Genomic DNA, 20,781 nt, shown 5'->3' on the forward strand with positions numbered 1-20,781 from the left:
CCAACATTTTCTATTAACATTTATCTATAACGCCAACAATTAACCTGCGACGTTCATAATTACTGCCATTTTTTCATGGTCAATTTCCAAGACATCTCCACCTTCTTTTTCAAAACGGCGCCATGCTATTTGTATTGGATTTTGTGTAGAGGTGACCATTGGATGAGACCTAGGATGATAGTATTTACCAAATACTGGCAACGCAGATTGCAAAAATCTAGCCAGCGTAAAAAAACAGAATCCCATTTTTTTAACAGCAGAAAATGGATTTCTTAACCAGCCTTCATGCTTCGCCATTGCCCAAAAACACTGTATTGTTTCGCTAGCAATATGACTTAAGGCATAAAGTACCATCCACTTCCGGTACCACTCATGCTCACCGTAAAGATGCTTATAAACTTCAAATGCGACAGCTCCGTGTTCAACCTCTTCAACTTGATGCCATAACCAAAGCGCTTTCATTACGCCATCACCTTCTTTGAACCACTGATCATGCTTATCAAGAATGATCATGCCACCTAAAAACGTGAAGGTTTCATAGCCCGCCGTGAACCCAAGCAACCTCTTCATATCATCTTTTTTGGCGTGCTCTGAAAAATATTTCATTGCCTTTTTATCTAGTACACCTATCGCAGGATAACGTTTTGCTAACCACTTATTTAAAGCGATAAAATTTTTAGCGTGATGTCCCTCTTGGCCAATAATGGCCGAAACATCACGCAATAATTTCTCGTCAGTAATTTTCTTTTTGGCACTAGACATCGCCTTTACTAAATAACGCTCAAAATAAGGAACATGAACCCCTAGCGCGTTAATAAACATAGAAAATTCGGGTTTGGTTCGGCTCCACAGCGGGTCATTGAACTCAACTTTGTCGTAGTCAAACGTCAACGGCCTAACGGGAAAGTCGTCCATTGGGTGGGAGCTGGGTTGTGTATTCATAGCTACTCTCCATAATTCTTATGTGAGTAGAATTACATAAGAAATGGAATACATAGCAGGCCGATAGGTTGGGTTTCTAGTTTAGAGGCAATGCCAGCCAGACCAAAAGGTTGGCAAATTCACTAAACATTATTATTATTTTAATAAATTCAATGACTTACAAACAATAAAAAATAAGAATATAACACTGACATGACGAAACAATCGGAGGATTTACCATTCTGAAAGGGTTGTATTGTATTAAAAAAAGAACAATCAAAGCGGGAAAAACACTCGCCCCAATTAAATAAGATTGATATTGCGTGCATAAGCAGCAGCGGCAGTTCTACTTCTAACCTCAACCTTTTGGTAGATATTATGTAGATGCCATTTAACTGTCGCCGTAGAGAGAACTAATTCTTTAGCAATTTCATTGTTAGCCATTCCGGCGCCAATAAGCTTAAGTATGTCTATTTCACGGCCTGTTAGCTCCTGGCATCGCTCATCTTGAGCAAGGGATTTATTGTTGTTCGCTGCCTCAAGCTCCCCGCCTGTGAGTAACATAAGCAAACGATCAACGAAATCGTGTTTCACCTTCAATTCATCGCTCTGAGCAACATTAGAGCGCTTCGATCGTATATCTTCAAGAAGTGGTACAACAAAGCGGCCTGAAATCACTATCGGGTAGGCATGATCTTCCTGCGAGGCCAGTTTTACGACCTTATCCAGCTCACGAACACCTTCTTTTTTCTTACCAAGCTGCCACAGTGCCACCGCCTTCAATGTCTTCAAAGTGTATTGAAGACGGGCACTATCACGGCGCTTCATTTGCGTTAAATTAATTAGTTTTACAATCGTCTTAAAAGCCAATTCTGCTTGATTATCAGCAATTAATAGCCGTGCTCTCACTATTTTGGATAGCTCATCCATCGCTGGGTATAGTTCTTCAGGAAAACCCACTTCAAGATCACGAAAGAAGTTTGTTCGAATTATCGTTTCCTTGGCCGCTTCGATCTGGTTGTCCCATATTTGTAATTCAATTTCTTCAGCAATAAGACTATAGTGCAAGCGCGGTTGATTAGTACTCAGTGCTGTGTCTTGCCCCTGACGTAAAACCTGACGTGCTTGATCCAACTTTCCTGACCACGCCAACTGGCGAGCCTCATTTCTAATAGCGACCAATAAAAGTTCTACTGGGCCGTATAAAGACATAAAAGGACGACCTGAATAGGAATTTCTCCCAGCCAGATTAAAATTACACTTTTGAACATTTATTTCTGTATTTAGTACATCTGCCATCGTACATAAGTACATATTATTTTCGTCTGCTGGTCCCGCCTTATAAGAAGCTGTCGTGGCATTTTCAAACGCCGCCCGCAGCTTTCCCATTTCTACATTTGCCAAGGTGGCAGAAAACACCGCCCACAAAGAAGCATAGTTGGAACCTGCCTTAATACTAAATTTGTAACCTTCTGCCGCATGAAGGACGCTCTGAGCATAATTGCGCTGTCCGAGCGAAGCATAGGCGAGGCAATTGTGAATAGACGAAATATTAAATGACTCCATTTCTGGCACAGCCACTAACGCGCTTTCACATAATGCGATACTCTTCTCCAAGCCATCGGCACACACTATTGCAATCGCCACGGTGGCTTTGGCCCGCCAATAACACTCCGTTTTATCTTCTTCACTTAATGACCATAAAAATAGACTTGAATCTTCAAGGCCAGCTAAGACCTTTTGACAGAGGTCGACAGCTTGATCTGGATCACGGCTAAATGCACAGGACCAAGCATGATTCAATAGAAGCTGCGGGCTATTTGCATGATACTCAACGGGTAGCCTTCGCATCCAATCCAGTACGGTATAATGATCCCCCTGCAGCAAAACCAAATCCGGTGCTCGGGCAGTAATTAAATCTGCCGCTTTTTCAAAATTTTGAGCTGTGAGGCAATACTGCACTGATTCTGTGAGCATATTTTCATTTTCACACCACTTAGCCGCATTAATACAAATTTCATTATATTTTGCGGGATTGACCTTTCTTAATTCTGATCGCAAGAAATCTGCAAACAAGTGGTGGTATCGAAACCACACTCCTTCACGGTCTTCACAGATAATAAAAATATTGTTCCTGTCTAGGTAATCCAGCATTTCATGGCCATTACCCAACTGGCTTATATGATCACACAGTTTTGCAGAGAACCTTATCAGCGGTGATGACAGTAACAAAAACTCCCTCACTTCCGACGACAAGCCCCGCAAAACTGTTTTCAATAGATACTCTGTCAACGCTTTGTCTTTGCCAGTAAATCCGGAGATAAACCCAGCAACAGATTCGTTTGAGTTAGAGATGGCCAATGCTGCAAGCTGAACTCCGGCAAACCACCCTTCCGTAGAGGTATGCAATGTTTCTGCTGCCCCTGGTGGGCACTCTAAATTGTGTGCTATTTTCAAATAATTGATGATTTCGTCGGTATTCAAGTTGAGCTCGTTTTGCTTGACCTCTGTGATCATCCCTGAAATTTGACGACGACTTAAATCTAAAGGCAAGCGATTTCGACCAGCTAATACAATGCACATGGTTGAGGGTGCATGGGTAATCAATTTATTCCAAAACCGTATAATCTCTGGATTACTAATGTGTTGGAAATCATCGATAAATAAAACGAATTCACTCTTGATGGCAATAATTCTTGCCAACAAGGAATCAAATAACGCCCCATAATCCCGAGAGGGATTGGACTTGAGAAATGCCAGTTCACGTAGGGCACTCTTGGGGTCTAAGCTATAAATACAGGCAATTAGATATTTAGAAAATAGCGAACACTCATTATCATCTTCATCTAGGCTCAACCAACAACATAACTTATTACTCTTTTCGGCATTACTATATAACTCAGCCATGAGGGTACTTTTACCTGACCCCGCAGAGGCAACAATAGTCAGTAACCCTGTCCCCGTTGTGTCACACACGGCGCGCTGAGCAAGCTGATCTCTAATAAGCGCTTCAGCACGAATCCGAGGTGGCTTTAATTTGGTTTCTAATATCTGAAACTGACTAAAGGTTAGTCCAACGGTATTCACTCTTTATTCCTTTATTATTATGCAGAAATCTGTGGTATCACCAACCTAATGACAAGGCATGAATGAAGCCAACGCACTGATAAAATCTACCCAGCACACACGTCGAAATATCTAGATTTCTATCTATACGATAAATCGAAACGCTGAGAATGATCTATAAATTCGCTAGTCGAGTCAAACAGCATTGCGTTAAGTGCCTCGAATATACCGTTTGTGGCACGGTAAAGCTTCATCATTGAACAACTATTTTGCGTTTTTAAGGGCCAGCTATACCTTATACACAACAAAATAATCAAAAATTCTTACAAACCCCAACATTTCGATCGGGTAGCAAACGCCAATATTCCGATACGATACGTCTTACTACTCAATTTAAATAATAAACCCTTGGGCTCCTAGTACAAATCTTCAGTACAGAGTTCGTATCTATCATCATATATGGAACAATAACAATGCAACGTCATTACTCTAGTAAATTAATGCGCCACGGCTTCGCCGGAATACTCGTTTCATTAGTCACCGGATTTATTCTTATTTTTGCCATGCTCGGAGGTGCATCCCTCAGCCCAATCCCCATCCTTATTGAATTTGACGTTCCTGGCACAGTGCAAGGCTGGCGTACTGTCCATATCGGCATGATGATGAACGGTATTATGGCTGTCGCCCTAGCCTGCGCCATGCGCACTGTATACCTCAATGAAACTCAGGCTTTTCGAGTCTTTGGTGGAACGGTGCTCGCGGTTTGGGCTAATTTCATGTTCTATTTTTTTGGTATGTTCGCCCCAAACCACGGACTCACACTAGAAGCCAATGCGCTGGGGGAAGCGAGTATGGCGGGCGCTCTCGCCTTTTTTCCAGCCTTACTCGGTGCCATCACCCTGTTTTACGCGGTTTTCTGTATGCTGCGTGCAGAACCGTCTGACTAATATAAAACTTTATCAATAATACAGTCATCGCTTGAAACATCGCGAAATGGAGAATTTATGAGCATTGTAAACATGAATGACATAGTAAATAAAACGGATGCCGACTACGAGTTTGTCACGACATTTCAGGCCCAAAAGTTGGCATTTGAGAATAATAAATTCCCATCACTCAATGAGCGACGACGTCAGCTTAAAGCCCTAAAAGATGCATTAAAGGATAACAGCGATGAAATCATTAAAGCTCTAGGGCAGGACTTTGGCAGTCGTTGTACCGAGGAAACTCGACTTTCTGAAATAAGCAACAGCATTGGCAATATTGAGTATGCGAGCCGCCATCTAGGAAGCTGGATGCGCTCACGTACAAGGGGCACCGGACTCTGGTTTTTACCTGGCAAAAACACCACCGCACCTCAACCACGAGGGGTTATTGGTATTATAGTGCCTTGGAATTACCCTATTAATATCGCCATTTCTGGCTTGGCCTCTGCCATCGCAGCCGGTAACCGATGCATGGTGAAAATGTCAGAATGCACCCCAGCGTCTGAAAAGTTACTGAAAAAAATCCTTGCGACGGCTTTTAATGAAGACCATATTTCAATTTTTGGCGGTGAAGCCGATGCCGCCGCCGCATTTTCATCACTACCCTTTGATCACCTAATGTTCACGGGATCTACTCGTGTTGGTCGTTACGTCATGACCGCCGCCGCCAAAAACCTCACACCTGTCACCCTCGAGCTTGGCGGCAAAAGCCCCGTTATCGTTCACGATCAATATCCCATTGACGAAGTAGCTAAACGAGTACTTTGGGGCAAGACTTACAATGCCGCACAAACCTGTATTGCTCCTGATTACGCGCTTATCCCCAAGGGGAAGACAGAAGAATTTAAGATTTGGTTATCTCGCCATTTTAAAGACCATTTCCCAGACGGAATCGCATCAAACGACTACACATCAATCATTAACAAAGCAAACTATGACCGGCTAAACAGCTTGGTTAATGAGGCAGAAGCCGATGGTGCAACTATAGTACGTATGGAAGAGCCTACGCCTGCGCATATTCAAAAGCGAAAATTCCCACTGACGCTGATACTCAACCCCAGTCTAGATAGCAAAGTGATGAAAGATGAAATTTTTGGGCCAATATTCCCAATTATTGAAGTGGAATCCACTGACGCGGCAATTGAATTTGTGAACGCTAGAGAGCGGCCACTAGCTCTGTATTTGTTTTCAAACTCTCAGCGCCTTCAAGAGCAGGTACTTGAATCTACCCATGCCGGTGGCGTCACTATCAACGACGTTATGATGCAATATTTGCAGGCCTCCCAACCCTTTGGAGGAATCGGCGCCAGTGGTTTCGGCTCATATCATGGCAAGGAAGGGTTTACTACTTTCTCTCACATCAAACCCGTATTCAGACAACGTGGTTTCGGGAGGTTTACTGGCTTGAAATTACTTTATCCCCCGTACGGTACAATCGGCCGACGCTTAATTTCAATGATGGGGGGTTAGTGATGACCATTGGACTCCACCCCTTTGCGGCAATCAATTTACATTGCGCTACACACCCAAATACAATTGCGGTAAACGATGACAATAATAGTTACACATTTGAGACCTTGCGCAAAAATGCTTGGCAGGCAGTAAATGGCTTCAAAACGCTTGGATTAACGTCACAAGATCGCGTATCAGTGGTATGTAAAAATCGTTATGAAATAATGGTGCTTCTCACCGCTGCATTACTCGGCGGACCGGTGATAGTCCCCATCAACAGACGACTAACTAAAGACGAACTGTGCTGGATAATTAATGATGCACAATCTCAATGCATTGTCATGGACAGTGAAATTGCAGAAACCTTAGGCGATGTGGACATTGCGATTCAATTTGTTCTAAAAGATGCTACCTCAAGCCAAAAATCTTATGGACCTTGTTTCTCAGAATGGCTTGAACAGCAATCCCCCCGAAAGACTGAGCTAATTCTCACTGCAGATCGTGACTACTTACAGGTTTACACCTCCGGCACTAGCGGGTTTCCCAAAGGCGTGGTTCTCACTGAAGGGAATAGCATATCGCAATTAACTTCTCTCACCTTGACCCTTGATATTGCCATACTCGCTGGTGAACGCATGTATCAAGCCCTACCGTTATTTCATGTTGGTGGGATATTTATTTCTCTGATGTGCCTTAGCCGAGGTGCTAGCCTTTTCCTTCGCAGTGAATTTAACCCCGCTGAAACATGTAATTTAATCGCGAAAGAGAGCCTGCAACACGCAGCTCTTGTTCCGGCAATGATTCAAGCCTGCAGCAGCATAGGGGATACTGGCGAAAAAACCTTCAATACACTGAAAAGTATTTTTTATGGCGCCTCTCCCATCAGCGAAACCGTGTTACGAGCTGCCCATCAACATTTTAATTGTGATTTTGTGCAAATCTATGGAATGACTGAAACCCACAGCGTTATATCAATGCTCGGGGCTAGAGACCACCGCGAAATCTTTAATATTGTTGATTCACCGCTAATTCGTTCTGCTGGTCGACCTATACTCGGCACGACCATCGCGATCATCGATTATGATGGTAACGCCGTTAAACAAGGTGATGTGGGTGAGATTAGGGTACGCTCAGACTTAGTTATGAAGGAATACTGGAATAATTCTAAAGCGACTAAAGAGTCAATTCAGGATGGCTATCTACTGACCGGAGATATTGGCCGGATTGATGACCGAGGCTATCTATTCGTTGTTGATCGACTTAAAGATATCATCGTTTCCGGTGGTGAAAATATCGCCTCCTTAGAAGTTGAATCGGTACTCATGCAACATCCAGCCGTTACAGACGCTGCCGTTATCGGTGCCCCACATGAAAAATGGGGGGAAATTGTTCTAGCCCTACTCGTCGTTAACACTGACGTTGATACCGCAGAAATCAACGAATTTACTCGGCGGTATTTATCTGGATTCAAGGTGCCTAAATGCATTCTTTTTATTGACAGCATCCCACGCAATGCCGGAGGTAAAATATTAAAACGTAAACTTCGAGACACTTACTCCACCCTTGATATAAATAATAGTAAGGGGAAATTACAAAATCTTAGGGAAACAGATGAGGCGTTATGAGTTTACCCTCCAATCTCCTTGGTGATAACAAGAGATTGATTACTTTTTTTTACTATCAATCTACAAAATATACAATCTTAAAATACCCGCACTAATCTTTCCCCTCAAGCTATACGCTCTTTTTGTAACAACAATTAGAGCGTATAACACTACACCTCAGCCCTGGGTTTCAACACTCAAAGGTGACGCAAGTCTCACTTCTGCAACTTAAATACAAAGTGCGTATTTTTACTAATAGGTCCGCGCAACACGCATGCAGATAATAGCCCCTCAGCTAAGGATAGTAGAACTATCAATTATCACGTAAACATCAAAAAGTAGTAAACCTTGCCTTGCTAGGAGCTTGACCGGAAGTCATGAAAAGAATTGCGTGTATCAGCACAATTAACGGATTAGAAAACAACGGTGACTTTTCAAGCTCGCTGATGGACCTTTACAATTCAACACGGGTTCATAATAGAGAGAATGATATTACTGGTGTTTTCATTATATCTGGCAGCAATTGTTTGCAAATTATGGAAGGCAATGCAACATCCGTGGCCAATGCAATTTATCGTATGGGAAGAGATAAACGCATTAGCGATTTAAGTGTTGTTATGAATTGCAACGAAGAATCGCCCGAGTATCGCGGCTGGAATATTCGCTTTATTAACGCAGGAACAGGCTCACATCTCGAATTCATAACAAAACTAAAGAAAAAATTAGCCAACAAAATAACAGCTAAAACACGAAGTGATCATGAACGCCTAGCACAACTTTTTAACGATTCTACAAACTCCAAAAAAACTTCAAAAATTACGCCACTCGCTAATACATCAGCAGCAGAAAATTTCAAACCCGCTTCCTCATATAAAAAACATGTCCTATCAATATCTTCTTGGCCACGACCAAACCAATTAAAGATGAGCCCCGAACTCATATCGCTCTGTTCAAACTTAATGCGCAGGCCTATTCATTTCGAAAGAATATTATCTCTTAAAATTTGTGCTTCAGAGAAGAATCTCGTACTAAATCTCGCTGCCTTAGATGATATTGGCTTACTTAAACAGCATATAGACAATGATGCTAAAAACATTAATCAAGCAGATTCAAGAAAGACATCTCCAACAAATACATCATCAACCAGCAGAAAATCCTCAGATAGATTTAGTCGCGTTTTAAGACGCTTCATTGCCACCACAAAGCATTAGGAAATCGCTATACATGGATAATATTTACAACAAATTAGCGATTGTCGGCGAAGTAGGCGCTGGCAAAACTCAGCTAATTAATACCATTAGCGAAATCTCACCTTTTGCAACTGAAGCAAAATCTTCAGTTGATATTGGTAAAGAATACACAACTGTTGGAATCGATTATGGCCGCCTATCATTAGACGCCAATATTGCCCTGGGTTTATTCGGTCTACCGGGCCAAAAACGCTTTTCAATATTATGGGATATGGTTAACACTTCGCTCTGGGGGCTAGTTATACTCGTTAAATTTTCGAAAAATGGCACAAATATCGACTCTCTTCATGATGTTCTCGATCACTTCCAGCCAGCCAAGTCACAAACACCCTTAGTGATAGGAATTAGTCATACCGAACACGCAAGTACGGAAGATATTGACCGTTTATCCGTCATCCTTGAAGACACAATTCTTAGCCATTCGCTATCCGCTCCTATTCTTCCTGTAGATCCAAGATGCATTGAATCATCATTAATGCTTCTACAAGTTCTTGATGCACTAAATTCTGTAAATGAAGACGAAGGAGTCCAATGCGATGGCATTGAGTAAACAATTAACAAGCGATCTGCACCAACTGTTTATCGAATATGCTGAGAACGATTACGCTCTGGATATGATCTCATTAGCAACGACAGATGGATTTCCCGTTCATCATTTTTCCCGCTTACATGATGAACTCGATATTGAAACCATGGCAGCGGCTGCCAGCACGCTATACTCCGTCAGCAATGCCGTCGCAAAACAAATACTATCGAAGCAATTTAAAATTACATTTATAGAATCAGAACAGGGCAATATTGCCTTTGTTTCCTTAAAAATAAACGATCAAGATTTTGTTTTATCCATGTCCGCCAGTAACGCCATGAATATCGCAAACTTGCGCTTATTAATTAATAGACTAGCAACAAAAATATGCACCTTAGATTTACCCAATATAGCGTAATTCATCAACCTTTAATTTTTATTACCATAACAGCTGCATCACATTTTTTCCAAACCAACCAAGTGAGATATTAATTATGAACAATTTAGATACTTCAATGAAAGACATGATGGAAATTGATGGCGCAATGGGATCCGCAATCGTCGACTATACTTCCGGCATGCTATTAGCTTCAGCGGGATCTGGGGTTGACCTTGAAATGGCTGCAGCGGGAAATAGCGAAGTGGTCAAAGCAAAAATCAAAACCATGAAATCACTTGGCATTACTGGAAATATCGAAGATATCTTAATAACTCTGGATACACAGCTTCACATCATACGCCCTAGTAGCACTAACGAAGGCCTATTTCTGTATTTAGTATTAGATAAAAAGAATTCAAACCTTGCACTAGCTCGCCGGAAAACTGCGGATATAGAATCATCTTTACAAAGAGTATAAGAAAATTACGAAAATAGCTTAATATCAGCATAAAAAAAACCCTCATAAAGAGGGTTTTTTTTATGCATAATCATTAGCAGAATAAATCTGCCAACTTTTATTTAATAAACAACATTTCGGCATACTTAGGAAGAGGCCACAAATGATCAGCCACTAAGCTTTCTAATAAATCAGCGTGGCTACGTACCTCATCCATCAAACTACGTAATGTGCCAGCAGCGTACTGCATATGCTCTTCTGTAGAATCAAATTCGTGCACTTCTAGCGCCGAACTCAAAGTTGCAACAGCTGTCATCATTGCGTTAGCCTGCTCTGCCACCGAACTAGCAACACCACTATCTAGGGTAATATTCAACGCTGCCATAGACGATGCTGTGCTAGAAATTTGAGATAAGTATTCAACAGCGGCGGGATAAACCATTGTCGTTGCCATGTCGACAACCAACTTAGCTTCAACCTCAATAGATAACAAATATTGCTCAGAATAAACTTCAAAACGACTCTCCAGCTCAACTGGCGTTAACACCCCAGTGCTAGAGAACAGCTTAATCACGGCTTCATCACGGAAAGCTGGCAAAGCATCAGCCGAAGTAGGCAAATTTTTCAGACCACGTTCTTCAACAGCAAGACGATGCCACTCTGAAGAATAGCCATCACCACCAAATACCACATTACCATGTGACTCCATTAAAGTTTTCAATACTTTAATAGCCGCTTCAGGTTGTTCGCTACCAGCCCCTATTTCAGTTTCAAGCTGATCTGCAATCCAGTTCAACGAATCGGCTAGCATAGTATTCATTGCCACTAAGGGGCCTGAGACAGACGCTGACGACCCTACTGCACGGAATTCAAATCGGTTACCCGTAAAGGCAAATGGCGATGTACGGTTACGGTCACCAGGATCACGCTCAAACTTAAGAATTTGGCTTAAACCAGAGTCCATAAAGCCGCCAACTTCTGAGGTGAGCAACTTACCATCTTTAATATCGCTGAATACCCGCTCCAGCTGATCGCCAAGATAAACTGACAAAATGGCTGGTGGCGCTTCGTTTGCGCCAAGGCGGTGATCATTAGACGCTGAAGCAATTACCGCACGCAAAAGCGGCCCATAAAGATGCACGCCACGAATAACCGCACCACAAAAGAGCAAGAAATTGATGTTTTCATGAGGGGTATTACCTGGATCAAGTAAATTACCCTGTGTTGCGTTACCTACAGACCAGTTTACGTGCTTACCTGAGCCATTAACCCCAGCAAATGGCTTCTCATGCAACAAACACACAAAGCCATGTCGCTTAGCTGTCAATTTAAGTAGGGTCATCAGCAACTGCTGGTGGTCAGAAGCAACATTGGCCGCTTCAAAATAGGGCGCAATTTCAAACTGGCCTGGCGCCACTTCATTATGATGCGTTTTAGCCGGAATACCCAAACGGTAGAGCTGATCTTCCAAATCTTGCATAAAGACCTGAACACGCTCAGGAATAGCAGCAAAATAGTGGTCATCAAACTGCTGCCCTTTTGCCGGTGGCGCACCAAACAAAGTACGACCAGCTAATAATAGATCTGGACGACTATTGGCAAAATTGGCGTCAATCAAGAAATACTCTTGCTCCGCACCGCAACTCGAGTTCAATGCAGCAATTTCAGATTCACCCATTAACGATAAAACGCGCTGCCCCGCTTTGTTCATAGCCGAATTAGAGCGTAACAATGGAATCTTTTTATCCAAAGCCTCCCCTGTCCAGCTCATAAATACGCTTGGGATCATCAGCGTTGAGCCATTATCGGTGTGCATTATATATGCAGGACTAGTGGGGTCCCATGCCGTATAACCCCGCGCTGCATTTGTCATACGCAGGCTACCGTTAGGGAATGACGAGCCATCTGGCTCACCCTTGATCAGTAAACTACCGGTAAATTCAGTAATTTGATTACCGTCAGAATTAGTAATAATGAAGCCATCATGCTTTTCGGCTGTGGCATTGGTCATTGGATAAAAGATATGAGAAAAGAACTTAACCCCTTTAGTTAAGGCCCAATCTTTCATCGCTGCAGCAACAACATCTGCAGTAGCTGGATCAAGTGGGGCACCGGTTTGCACAGTGGTCTTCACTGCCTTAAATGCCTTCTTAGATAGCGCCTCCTCCATCTTCGCAAGGTTAAACACATCCGTTGCCCAGATTTTGCTGAGAGGTTCAGGCATCGCTACTTCTTTAGATTTACGATTAACGATCTGGGATACTGCTTGAACACGCGCTTCATTGCGACTCATTAAGGAGACCTCGCCTTCTATAATTTATGGGGATCACGCACCGTTGCTGACTAAAACAGGAACTGGCAGGATTACCGGTCTATCTAGCAAATTTTGCACCAAGCCAGTCTTACTCAATCTGACTTTGATAAAACACTCGTAATTTACCGTGTATACACTTTAAATTAGCCAGCAGCCTACTTGAAAGTCGATATATGCCTCTGCGCTTTGCCGGTATACTGCACCCTGACTCGCATTGACATAATGAAGCTGAATACCGTGCCCACCTCCTCAAATACATTCGACGTAATTATTCTCGGCGCCGGCGCTTCCGGTTTAATGTGTGCGCTCACCGCCGCTCAACGTGGCCGCAAAGTGCTTGTTTTAGAAAAAGCCAATAAAATCGGCAAAAAGATCTTAATGTCGGGGGGGGGGCGCTGCAATTTCACCAACCACTTTGTCGATGCTGATAACTTTATTTCAAACAACCCCCACTTTTGCAAAGCTGCCCTCACCCGCTACACTCAATGGGATTTTATCGCGATGGTCGAGCGCCATCAGATCCCCTATGAAGAACGACGCCACAGCCAGCTGTTTTGCCTAAACTCAGCCAAAGATATTCTCCGCATGTTAGTGGACGAATGTAGCAGTGCTGGAGCGGAAATTCGCAGCCATTGTGAACTCAACTCCGTGGAGGTTATTTCAGCAAGCACCCACAAATCATCGCGATACCGGCTTAATGTGAGCCATCAAGACAAGCAGTTTGAGCTGTTATGCAACTCCTTTGTCGTTGCATCTGGCGCGCTTTCCATTCCCACGCTTGGGGGTAGTGACATAGGTTATGATATCGCACGCCAGTTTGGCTTGAGCCTAACGAAACGATATGCCGGCTTAGTCCCCTTTATGTTTAGCGATGCCATGAAGCAGCTCTGCGAGAAACTCGCGGGCTTAGCCCTAGAGGTAGAACTCAGCGCCAGCAAAATTAGCTTCACCGAAAACATCCTTTTCACGCACCGAGGCATTTCGGGCCCCGCCGCTTTACAAGTTTCCAATTATTGGCAACCTGGCGACACCCTCACACTGAATTTACTACCGGCGCTAAATGCTGCAGATTGGCTGAAAAAAATGAAACACGAACAAGCCAAGAGCTTACTTCGCACAGTTTTAAGCCAAAAATTATCAAAGGGACTCGTCACCGAATTACAATGGCTTTGGTGGCATGAGCAAGCCGACAAACCCCTAGGGGAATTTACCGACAAGCAGCTTCTCCAGATTGGCAACAATCTAAATCAATGGCTACTAAAACCCTCAGGTACTGAGGGGTACCGAACCGCAGAAGTAACTAGGGGCGGTGTAAATACCGACGACATAAGTTCGAAAACCATGGAGGCAAAAAATCAAGCCGGTCTTTATTTCATCGGTGAAGTACTGGATGTCACCGGTTGGCTTGGGGGCTTCAATTTTCAATGGGCTTGGTCTTCTGGCTATAGCGCCGGCTTAGTCGTATAAGCCCACGCAAATGCCCACAAACACGTCAAACCACCGGTCAATATTACTGGTCGTTTTTGATCAGCATCGACCATTAAGATTCACCAACATAGTTACACTCGTGAATTGCTCCAACCCATTACAGCAATCATGCTAAAATCTGCCCCCTCTTAAGCAACCTTATCGGAAATCCTTGTCAGTCATGATCAGACTAAGCGACCTAAAGCTGCCGCTCAATCATAGCGAATTCGAACTGCGCAATGCCATTTTACAAAAACTATCATTGTCTGATTCAGAGCTTCTCGACTTTACCATTTTTAAACGCAGTTACGACGCACGAAAAAAAAACAATATCCTACTTATCTATTTAATCGACATCGTCCTGCCGCCAGCAATCGAGCAGCGACTACTCGCCGATAAAAAACTACAATCCGTAGTCAGAATCAGCCCAAATACCGATTACACATTACTCGCTCAGGCCCCTTCCGACTTCCCCAATGAAGCACAAATGCGCCCCGTCATTATTGGCTTTGGCCCATGCGGTATTTTAGCTGCATTAGTATTAGCTCAAATGGGGTTAAAGCCAATTGTTTTAGAGCGAGGGCAAGACGTTCGTCAGCGAACCAAGGACACATGGGGGCTTTGGCGTGAACGCAAGTTAAACACCGAATCCAATGTGCAATATGGCGAAGGCGGTGCTGGTACGTTTTCCGACGGCAAACTCTATAGCCAAGTGAAGGATCGCCGCTTTCTTGGCCGTAAAGTTATGACAGAGTTTGTCAAAGCCGGGGCGCCAGAAGAAATCCTCATGGTCAGCAAACCCCATATCGGCACGTTCAAACTAGTAAAAATGGTCGAAAACATCCGCGCCGAAATTACCCGCTTGGGCGGTGAAATACGCTTTAATGCAAAGGTAGAAACAATTCATCGTGAAGCGTCTAGCGACTCACAGGGGCAAATCACAGGAATAACGCTAGAAGACAGTCAACACTTAGCAACTCGCCATATCATTCTGGCTATTGGCCACAGCGCACGCGACACGTTTAAAATGTTACTTGATCAAGGGGCCTACATTGAAGCAAAACCTTTTTCTATTGGCTTCAGAATAGAGCACCCTCAGTCAGTCATTGATAAGGCACGCTTTGGCGATCAAGCCGGCCACCCCATACTAGGCGCTGCTGACTACAAATTAGTACATCACTGCAAAAACGGCCGCAGCGTTTATAGCTTTTGTATGTGTCCCGGCGGAACCGTGGTCGCCGCCACCTCAGAAGTTGGCCGCGTGGTTACCAATGGCATGTCACAGTACTCACGTAATGAGCGCAACGCGAATTCTGCAATTGTTGTAGGCATAGAGCCTGAAAAAGACTACCCAGAACATATACTCGCCGGCATTGATTTACAGCAGTCACTAGAAACCTTAGCTTACAAACTTGGCGGTGAAAATTACAATGCACCGGCGCAGCTAGTTGGCGACTACTTACGCAATACGCCCTCTACCCAAATAGGCAGTGTCACTCCGTCTTATAAACCTGGCATATCGCTTGGCGATCTGTCGCAAGCACTGCCTGAATTTGCCAATGAGGCCATCCGAGAAGCTATCCCCGCTTTTGACAAACAAATTAAAGGGTTTGCCATGAACGATGCGATTCTCACTGGCATTGAAACACGCACCTCCTCGCCCATATGCATCAAACGAGGCAAAGATTACCAAAACTTAAATACGAAGGGTCTCTACCCCGCTGGTGAAGGCGCAGGTTATGCCGGAGGAATTTTGTCTGCAGGTATTGATGGCATAAAAGTCGCGGAAGCGGTCGCCATTGATTTACTGGGTTTAGATATTGCGATCCCAGACGGGCGCTAAACAGAACAACAAAATCAGCATTAATGGCGCCCCTACATAAAAGCCTATTTACATAAGGGGGCCCAATACATGGTAGTGCTAAAAACTGTAGCGCACTCCCAGCTCATAAGAGCTAAGGTCAAGCTTATCGTAGTCTCTCACCCGCAAACTAACGCCAAGATGATCATTGTGAGAATATATACCTTCAATAATAAAGGTAGTGTCCTTCACTATTAAATCATGCTCACCGGCTTCAAAAGTCAATCGCCAGTGGTCATTAAAATCATGACGGATGCCCGCCCTATATTCACTCGCTGTTTGGTCGGGCTTAGCGTTTTTAGATGTCATGTCATGACGATCAACAGTAATTAACAAAGACGTATTAGGCGCAATAAAATAATGCGCACCAATGCCGTAAGTTAGCCAACCATCTTGCTGGAAGCCTTTTGGCAAGCGAGTTTCACCGTTGTTATACCGTGCATGCATATGCACATATTGCAAAAAATCAACACTGGCCAAAAAAGTAGCATTTGTTTCTTCGCTAAAGGGCCCCCAATCAGTACTCTGATAAGCGACCGACGCTTCAAGATAGCGATATTGATTGCTAGTAGTAGACCCAGACTCTGCCGAGGCACTAGTAGCCGCAACAGAAATAGCTAAACAAGCCAAGAAATTACAATAAGTCGGTTTCATAAGGCACTTTACATTAAGGACAATACACGCAGTCTAAGGTATTGTTTTCTAAAGTTGAAGCCAAAAGACTTAGGCTCCCAACCCACTATATTGCAAACACATGGCCATTGAGCGGAAAATACAAGCTTAACAAGGCGCCGTAATAGCCTTACAGCGACTGTCTTTAGCCACTACACGAATGCATAGCCAATTCACTTTCGCTCCCACATTCCCGACACCGCCATTGCACACCTAAAAATGTCACAATAACCCCAAGCCCCTCGGCTCCGAATAGCTTAGAATAGACACAATCTGAACATTCTAACTTTTACTTCAGCATATAGAGGTTATTGCATGGCATCTCTGCAAGAGCAGCTTCTTAAAGCCGGCATGGTCGACAAAAAGAAAGCCAAGAAAATCAATCAAGAGAAACGAAAGCAGGTTAAGCAAGCCAAGGGAACCGGCCAAGTCATTGTTGACGAAAGCAAAGAAGCCGCAAAACGCGCGCTTGCTGAAAAGGCAGAGCGAGATCGCGACATGAATCGCCTACGTCAAGTGGAAGCGGATAAAAAGGCCATCCAAGCGCAAATCATTCAATTGATCACCCTTAATAAAATTGATCGCTCCAAGGGTGAAATTGCCTACCAATTTACAGACGGCAAAAAAATCAAAAAACTCTATATTGACGCCCTCTTACAAACACAATTAATCAAAGGCGTTATCGCATTAGTGAAGCTAAAAGACGGTTATGAGCTAGTTCCCGCTGCTATTGCTGAAAAAGTCAAACAGCGAGACGAGAGCGCCATATTGGTACATAACATCAAAGTCAGCAATGATGAGGTGGATGAAGACGACCCTTACGCCGCTTACCAGATTCCCGATGACTTAATGTGGTAGCACACGATTTTGCACTCTAACACTAGCGATCCAGAGATAAACGCCTTACAAATTTTACATACGGTGTACGGCTACGACGCCTTTCGTAATCAGCAAGGTGATATTGTTAACCACGTCATCAATGGTGGTGACGCCCTTGTGTTAATGCCAACCGGGGGCGGAAAATCCTTGTGTTTCCAAGTCCCCGCGCTTGTACGCAGCGGCACGGCTATTGTCATTTCACCTCTCATTGCCTTAATGCAAGACCAAGTTATGGCCTTGCGCCAAAACGGCATAAAAGCCGCATTTTTAAATTCCAGCCAGAGCAGCTTAGACGTCAACGATGTCGAAACAGCTCTGATGAACAATGAGCTAGACCTATTATATCTTGCACCTGAACGCCTGATGATGCCGCGGATGCTCGATCTATTAAACCGTGCTCCCTTAGCGTTGTTCGCAATAGACGAAGCTCACTGCGTATCCCAATGGGGGCACGACTTTCGCCCCGAATATATCAAGCTTTCGATACTGCACGAGAAATTTCCAACGATACCCCGTATTGCCTTAACCGCCACCGCCGACGGCCCCACCCAACGAGAAATTATTGAACGGCTTTCGCTGCACAATGCTCGCATTTTTAACGATGGCTTTGATCGGCCCAATATTCGCTACCGCATCAGTGAAAACCAAGGTAATGCCCGAGAACAATTACGCCGCTTTATCTTAAATGAACATGAAGGTGAAGCTGGCATTGTGTATTGCCTGTCACGCAAGCGAGTTGATGAAATAGCCCAATGGCTGAGTGCCAAAGGCTTCACAGCGCTGCCCTACCACGCAGGCTTAAGCACAGAAATACGCCAACATCACCAAGCGCGATTTCTGCGCGACGAGGGCGTTATCATCGTTGCCACCATTGCCTTTGGTATGGGCATCGATAAGCCTGACGTCCGCTTTGTTGCCCATTTGAATTTACCTAAAAGCATAGAAGCGTATTACCAAGAAACAGGACGCGCGGGTCGCGATGGCTTAGCCGCCGATGCGTGGATGGCCTATGGTCTTCAAGACGTCATTACCTTACGCCAAATGCAAGGCAACTCAGGCGCCGAAGAAAGCCGAAAGCGCTTAGAGCAGCACAAACTCGATGCCATGCTGGGCCTTTGCGAACTCACCACATGTCGCCGCCAGGCATTGCTACGTTATTTCGGCGACAAGCTAGATCACCCCTGCGGCAACTGTGACAATTGCCTTAGCCCACCAGAAACCTGGGATGCCACCCTCGCAGCCCAAAAGGCGTTGTCATGCGTCTATCGAACCGGTCAACGATTCGGCGTTAACTACTTGGTGGATGTACTACTTGGCAAAGACCTTGAACGCATCACTCAATTTGGTCACGATAAAATATCAACCTTCGGCATTGGCACTGAACTCAACAATACCGAGTGGCGCACGCTTTATCGACAAATTATTGCCCGGGGCTTATTGCGAGTAGATTTAGAAGGTCACGGCAGTGTCCAACTGACAGACAGTGCGCGCCCCATACTAAAAGGTGATGAACAACTAACATTGCGAAAAATGGTTAAACCAACCAAGAACCCCAATCGCAAAAGCCGGTCCTTACCAGACTCTGTTAACAGCTCTCTCTGGGAAGCACTACGAGAACACCGGAAAACACTGGCGGCCGAACAAAGTATTCCTGCCTATATGATATTTCACGACGCCACCCTAGCGGAAATGGCTGAACGACAACCACAAACACTAGAGCAATTAAGCCGAGTATCAGGCGTAGGTGAACGAAAACTCGATGCCTATGGCCAAGGCTTCTTGGCGATTATTTTAGAATTGACGAGCGAGCAGCCAAACAAGGGCATCAACGATACGGCGGCCAATAGTATTGACCTCGCCAAGCAGGGTCATTCTGCTGACGAGATCGCCACTCAACGTGGACTTTCTCTCAACACTATTTTTACACATCTCTGCCAAGGTATTACTAACGGAGAGCTAGCCCTTGATCAGGTAATAAACCTTGATGAAGCCCAGCGTAAGGAAATCCTCTTTGCCTTTGAGTTAAGCGAAGACGGGAAGCTGAAAACTGTCTTTGAATCATTAGACGGCGAGTATGATTACAATATTCTTAAATGCGTAAAAGCAAGCTTAAGCATTTAAATTAAGAATACAAAAATCCTACTCCATCATTTAATACTCACTACAAACGCCTGTATGAAACAAGTCCTGCAGAAGGCGACCAATTATTTTCAGCAGACTTAATCGTCTAGGAAAATATCATCAAGACGAAATACATTTACAAGCGGCCTTAATTGCTGACTCTCAGAGACCATTTTTGCGGCTACCTCTTCGCCAGATATCGGCCGGAAACGCCTCAACCCAGGGATAGCGCACAGCGCAGGCAGCAAGAAACCCCCTATTTTTTCACCAAGGCGAACGTCACTGCGCGCACCTAGCAAAAGTGAGGGCTGAAAAATACTGATACCTGTAAAGGGCAAGGCTTTCACTTTCTGCTCTAACTCACCCTTCATTTTTAAATAAGCGCTGTGGCTATTAGCATTTGCGCCACTTGAAGAAACCAAAAAATAATGCGACACGCCATTCTCTGCGGCTAGCTCTGCCGCTTTTAACTGATAATCAAGATCAACACTACGCTGTGCAGCAACCGAACCAGCTTGCTTAAGTGTTGTACCAAGACACGAAAACAAAAAGTCACCTACAAACAGTGCACTGTGATTATCCAATTCTTCAAAATTAACAATGTGATTGGCCACCTTCAAAGAGGGATGACTCACCGCTCGACGCGTCAATGTCACAACTTTAGCAATATGATCAGCTTCGACAAGTTGATCAACCAAAGCGCGACCGACCACCCCCGTAGCGCCGATAACAATGGCAACCTTACCCATTTTTATTCCTTTTGTGAAAGCGCAGCTTTAGCAACGCAATTCTAAAATATAACTAACAAAACGCTAGCAACGACAAA

The 20,781-nt window shown here is 44.2% G+C and carries 16 protein-coding genes; 11 read left to right on the top strand and 5 right to left on the bottom strand.

Annotated features, from left to right (window positions below; all coding sequences use genetic code 11):
* Positions 1–39: 39 nt before the first annotated feature.
* Positions 40–942, bottom strand: a complete 903-nt coding sequence (locus AELLOGFF_RS11470; protein WP_159268868.1) for a metal-dependent hydrolase — start codon at positions 940–942, stop codon at positions 40–42.
* Positions 943–1,224: 282 nt separating this feature from the next.
* Positions 1,225–4,008 carry a LuxR C-terminal-related transcriptional regulator gene (locus tag AELLOGFF_RS11475; RefSeq protein ID WP_159268869.1) on the bottom strand — a complete coding sequence of 928 codons (2,784 nt, stop codon included), beginning with the start codon at positions 4,006–4,008 and terminating at the stop codon, positions 1,225–1,227.
* Positions 4,009–4,460: 452 nt separating this feature from the next.
* Between AELLOGFF_RS11475 and AELLOGFF_RS11480 the strand changes: the two genes are divergently transcribed.
* From AELLOGFF_RS11480 to AELLOGFF_RS11510, 7 genes are all read left to right on the top strand, one after another.
* Entirely contained in the window at positions 4,461–4,934 is a 474-nt protein-coding gene (locus AELLOGFF_RS11480) for a hypothetical protein (RefSeq protein ID WP_159268870.1), read from the top strand.
* Between the two features lie 57 nt (positions 4,935–4,991).
* Entirely contained in the window at positions 4,992–6,443 is a 1,452-nt protein-coding gene (locus AELLOGFF_RS11485; protein WP_159268871.1) for a coniferyl aldehyde dehydrogenase, read from the top strand.
* 2 nt (positions 6,444–6,445) lie between these two features.
* A complete protein-coding gene (locus AELLOGFF_RS11490; protein ID WP_159268872.1) occupies positions 6,446–8,050 on the top strand; it encodes a class I adenylate-forming enzyme family protein in 1,605 nt (534 codons plus the stop codon).
* A gap of 356 nt (positions 8,051–8,406) precedes the next feature.
* Positions 8,407–9,240 (top strand): BLUF domain-containing protein, encoded by an 834-nt coding sequence (locus tag AELLOGFF_RS11495; protein ID WP_159268873.1) that lies wholly within the window; start codon positions 8,407–8,409, stop codon positions 9,238–9,240.
* A gap of 13 nt (positions 9,241–9,253) precedes the next feature.
* Positions 9,254–9,829, top strand: a complete 576-nt coding sequence (locus AELLOGFF_RS11500) for a GTP-binding protein (protein WP_159268874.1) — start codon at positions 9,254–9,256, stop codon at positions 9,827–9,829.
* Positions 9,816–10,223 carry a roadblock/LC7 domain-containing protein gene (locus AELLOGFF_RS11505; RefSeq protein ID WP_159268875.1) on the top strand — a complete coding sequence of 136 codons (408 nt, stop codon included), beginning with the start codon at positions 9,816–9,818 and terminating at the stop codon, positions 10,221–10,223. Before AELLOGFF_RS11500 ends, AELLOGFF_RS11505 begins: the two co-directional genes overlap by 14 nt.
* Positions 10,224–10,299: 76 nt before the next feature.
* Positions 10,300–10,662, top strand: coding sequence for a hypothetical protein (locus AELLOGFF_RS11510; RefSeq protein WP_159268876.1), 363 nt, complete (start codon positions 10,300–10,302; stop codon positions 10,660–10,662).
* A gap of 97 nt (positions 10,663–10,759) precedes the next feature.
* Here AELLOGFF_RS11510 and AELLOGFF_RS11515 read toward each other — a convergent pair whose 3' ends face one another.
* Positions 10,760–12,934, bottom strand: coding sequence for a glutamine synthetase III (locus AELLOGFF_RS11515; RefSeq protein WP_159268877.1), 2,175 nt, complete (start codon positions 12,932–12,934; stop codon positions 10,760–10,762).
* Positions 12,935–13,177: 243 nt separating this feature from the next.
* On the opposite strand from AELLOGFF_RS11515, the gene AELLOGFF_RS11520 reads away from it, so the two are divergent.
* Both AELLOGFF_RS11520 and AELLOGFF_RS11525 read left to right on the top strand, forming a co-directional pair.
* The gene (locus AELLOGFF_RS11520) at positions 13,178–14,422 is read left to right on the top strand and encodes an NAD(P)/FAD-dependent oxidoreductase (protein WP_159268878.1); all 1,245 of its coding nucleotides are present in this window, start codon (positions 13,178–13,180) and stop codon (positions 14,420–14,422) included.
* A 181-nt stretch (positions 14,423–14,603) separates the two neighbouring features.
* Positions 14,604–16,265, top strand: a complete 1,662-nt coding sequence (locus AELLOGFF_RS11525; RefSeq protein WP_159268879.1) for an NAD(P)/FAD-dependent oxidoreductase — start codon at positions 14,604–14,606, stop codon at positions 16,263–16,265.
* A gap of 78 nt (positions 16,266–16,343) precedes the next feature.
* Here AELLOGFF_RS11525 and AELLOGFF_RS11530 read toward each other — a convergent pair whose 3' ends face one another.
* Entirely contained in the window at positions 16,344–16,937 is a 594-nt protein-coding gene (locus tag AELLOGFF_RS11530; protein WP_159268880.1) for a hypothetical protein, read from the bottom strand.
* A 333-nt stretch (positions 16,938–17,270) separates the two neighbouring features.
* On the opposite strand from AELLOGFF_RS11530, the gene AELLOGFF_RS11535 reads away from it, so the two are divergent.
* Both AELLOGFF_RS11535 and recQ read left to right on the top strand, forming a co-directional pair.
* Entirely contained in the window at positions 17,271–17,813 is a 543-nt protein-coding gene (locus tag AELLOGFF_RS11535) for a DUF2058 domain-containing protein (protein ID WP_159268881.1), read from the top strand.
* Positions 17,814–17,822: 9 nt separating this feature from the next.
* Positions 17,823–19,955 carry a DNA helicase RecQ gene (gene recQ, locus AELLOGFF_RS11540; RefSeq protein ID WP_235035707.1) on the top strand — a complete coding sequence of 711 codons (2,133 nt, stop codon included), beginning with the start codon at positions 17,823–17,825 and terminating at the stop codon, positions 19,953–19,955.
* Between the two features lie 98 nt (positions 19,956–20,053).
* On the opposite strand, the gene AELLOGFF_RS11545 is transcribed toward recQ, so the two are convergent.
* A complete protein-coding gene (locus AELLOGFF_RS11545) occupies positions 20,054–20,704 on the bottom strand; it encodes an NAD(P)H-binding protein (RefSeq protein WP_159268882.1) in 651 nt (216 codons plus the stop codon).
* Between the last annotated feature and the right edge of the window lie 77 nt (positions 20,705–20,781).

Source organism: Zhongshania aliphaticivorans (genome assembly GCF_902705875.1).
GTDB lineage: Bacteria > Pseudomonadota > Gammaproteobacteria > Pseudomonadales > Spongiibacteraceae > Spongiibacter > Spongiibacter aliphaticivorans_A.

Coding starts and splice junctions, on each gene's coding strand:
- AELLOGFF_RS11470 (WP_159268868.1), bottom strand. CDS start 942: ATGAATACACAACCCAGCTCCCACCCAATGGACGACTTTCCCGTTAGG.
- AELLOGFF_RS11480 (WP_159268870.1), top strand. CDS start 4,461: ATGCAACGTCATTACTCTAGTAAATTAATGCGCCACGGCTTCGCCGGA.
- AELLOGFF_RS11485 (WP_159268871.1), top strand. CDS start 4,992: ATGAGCATTGTAAACATGAATGACATAGTAAATAAAACGGATGCCGAC.
- AELLOGFF_RS11490 (WP_159268872.1), top strand. CDS start 6,446: ATGACCATTGGACTCCACCCCTTTGCGGCAATCAATTTACATTGCGCT.
- AELLOGFF_RS11495 (WP_159268873.1), top strand. CDS start 8,407: ATGAAAAGAATTGCGTGTATCAGCACAATTAACGGATTAGAAAACAAC.
- AELLOGFF_RS11500 (WP_159268874.1), top strand. CDS start 9,254: ATGGATAATATTTACAACAAATTAGCGATTGTCGGCGAAGTAGGCGCT.
- AELLOGFF_RS11505 (WP_159268875.1), top strand. CDS start 9,816: ATGGCATTGAGTAAACAATTAACAAGCGATCTGCACCAACTGTTTATC.
- AELLOGFF_RS11510 (WP_159268876.1), top strand. CDS start 10,300: ATGAACAATTTAGATACTTCAATGAAAGACATGATGGAAATTGATGGC.
- AELLOGFF_RS11515 (WP_159268877.1), bottom strand. CDS start 12,934: ATGAGTCGCAATGAAGCGCGTGTTCAAGCAGTATCCCAGATCGTTAAT.
- AELLOGFF_RS11520 (WP_159268878.1), top strand. CDS start 13,178: ATGAAGCTGAATACCGTGCCCACCTCCTCAAATACATTCGACGTAATT.
- AELLOGFF_RS11525 (WP_159268879.1), top strand. CDS start 14,604: ATGATCAGACTAAGCGACCTAAAGCTGCCGCTCAATCATAGCGAATTC.
- AELLOGFF_RS11530 (WP_159268880.1), bottom strand. CDS start 16,937: ATGAAACCGACTTATTGTAATTTCTTGGCTTGTTTAGCTATTTCTGTT.
- AELLOGFF_RS11535 (WP_159268881.1), top strand. CDS start 17,271: ATGGCATCTCTGCAAGAGCAGCTTCTTAAAGCCGGCATGGTCGACAAA.
- AELLOGFF_RS11545 (WP_159268882.1), bottom strand. CDS start 20,704: ATGGGTAAGGTTGCCATTGTTATCGGCGCTACGGGGGTGGTCGGTCGC.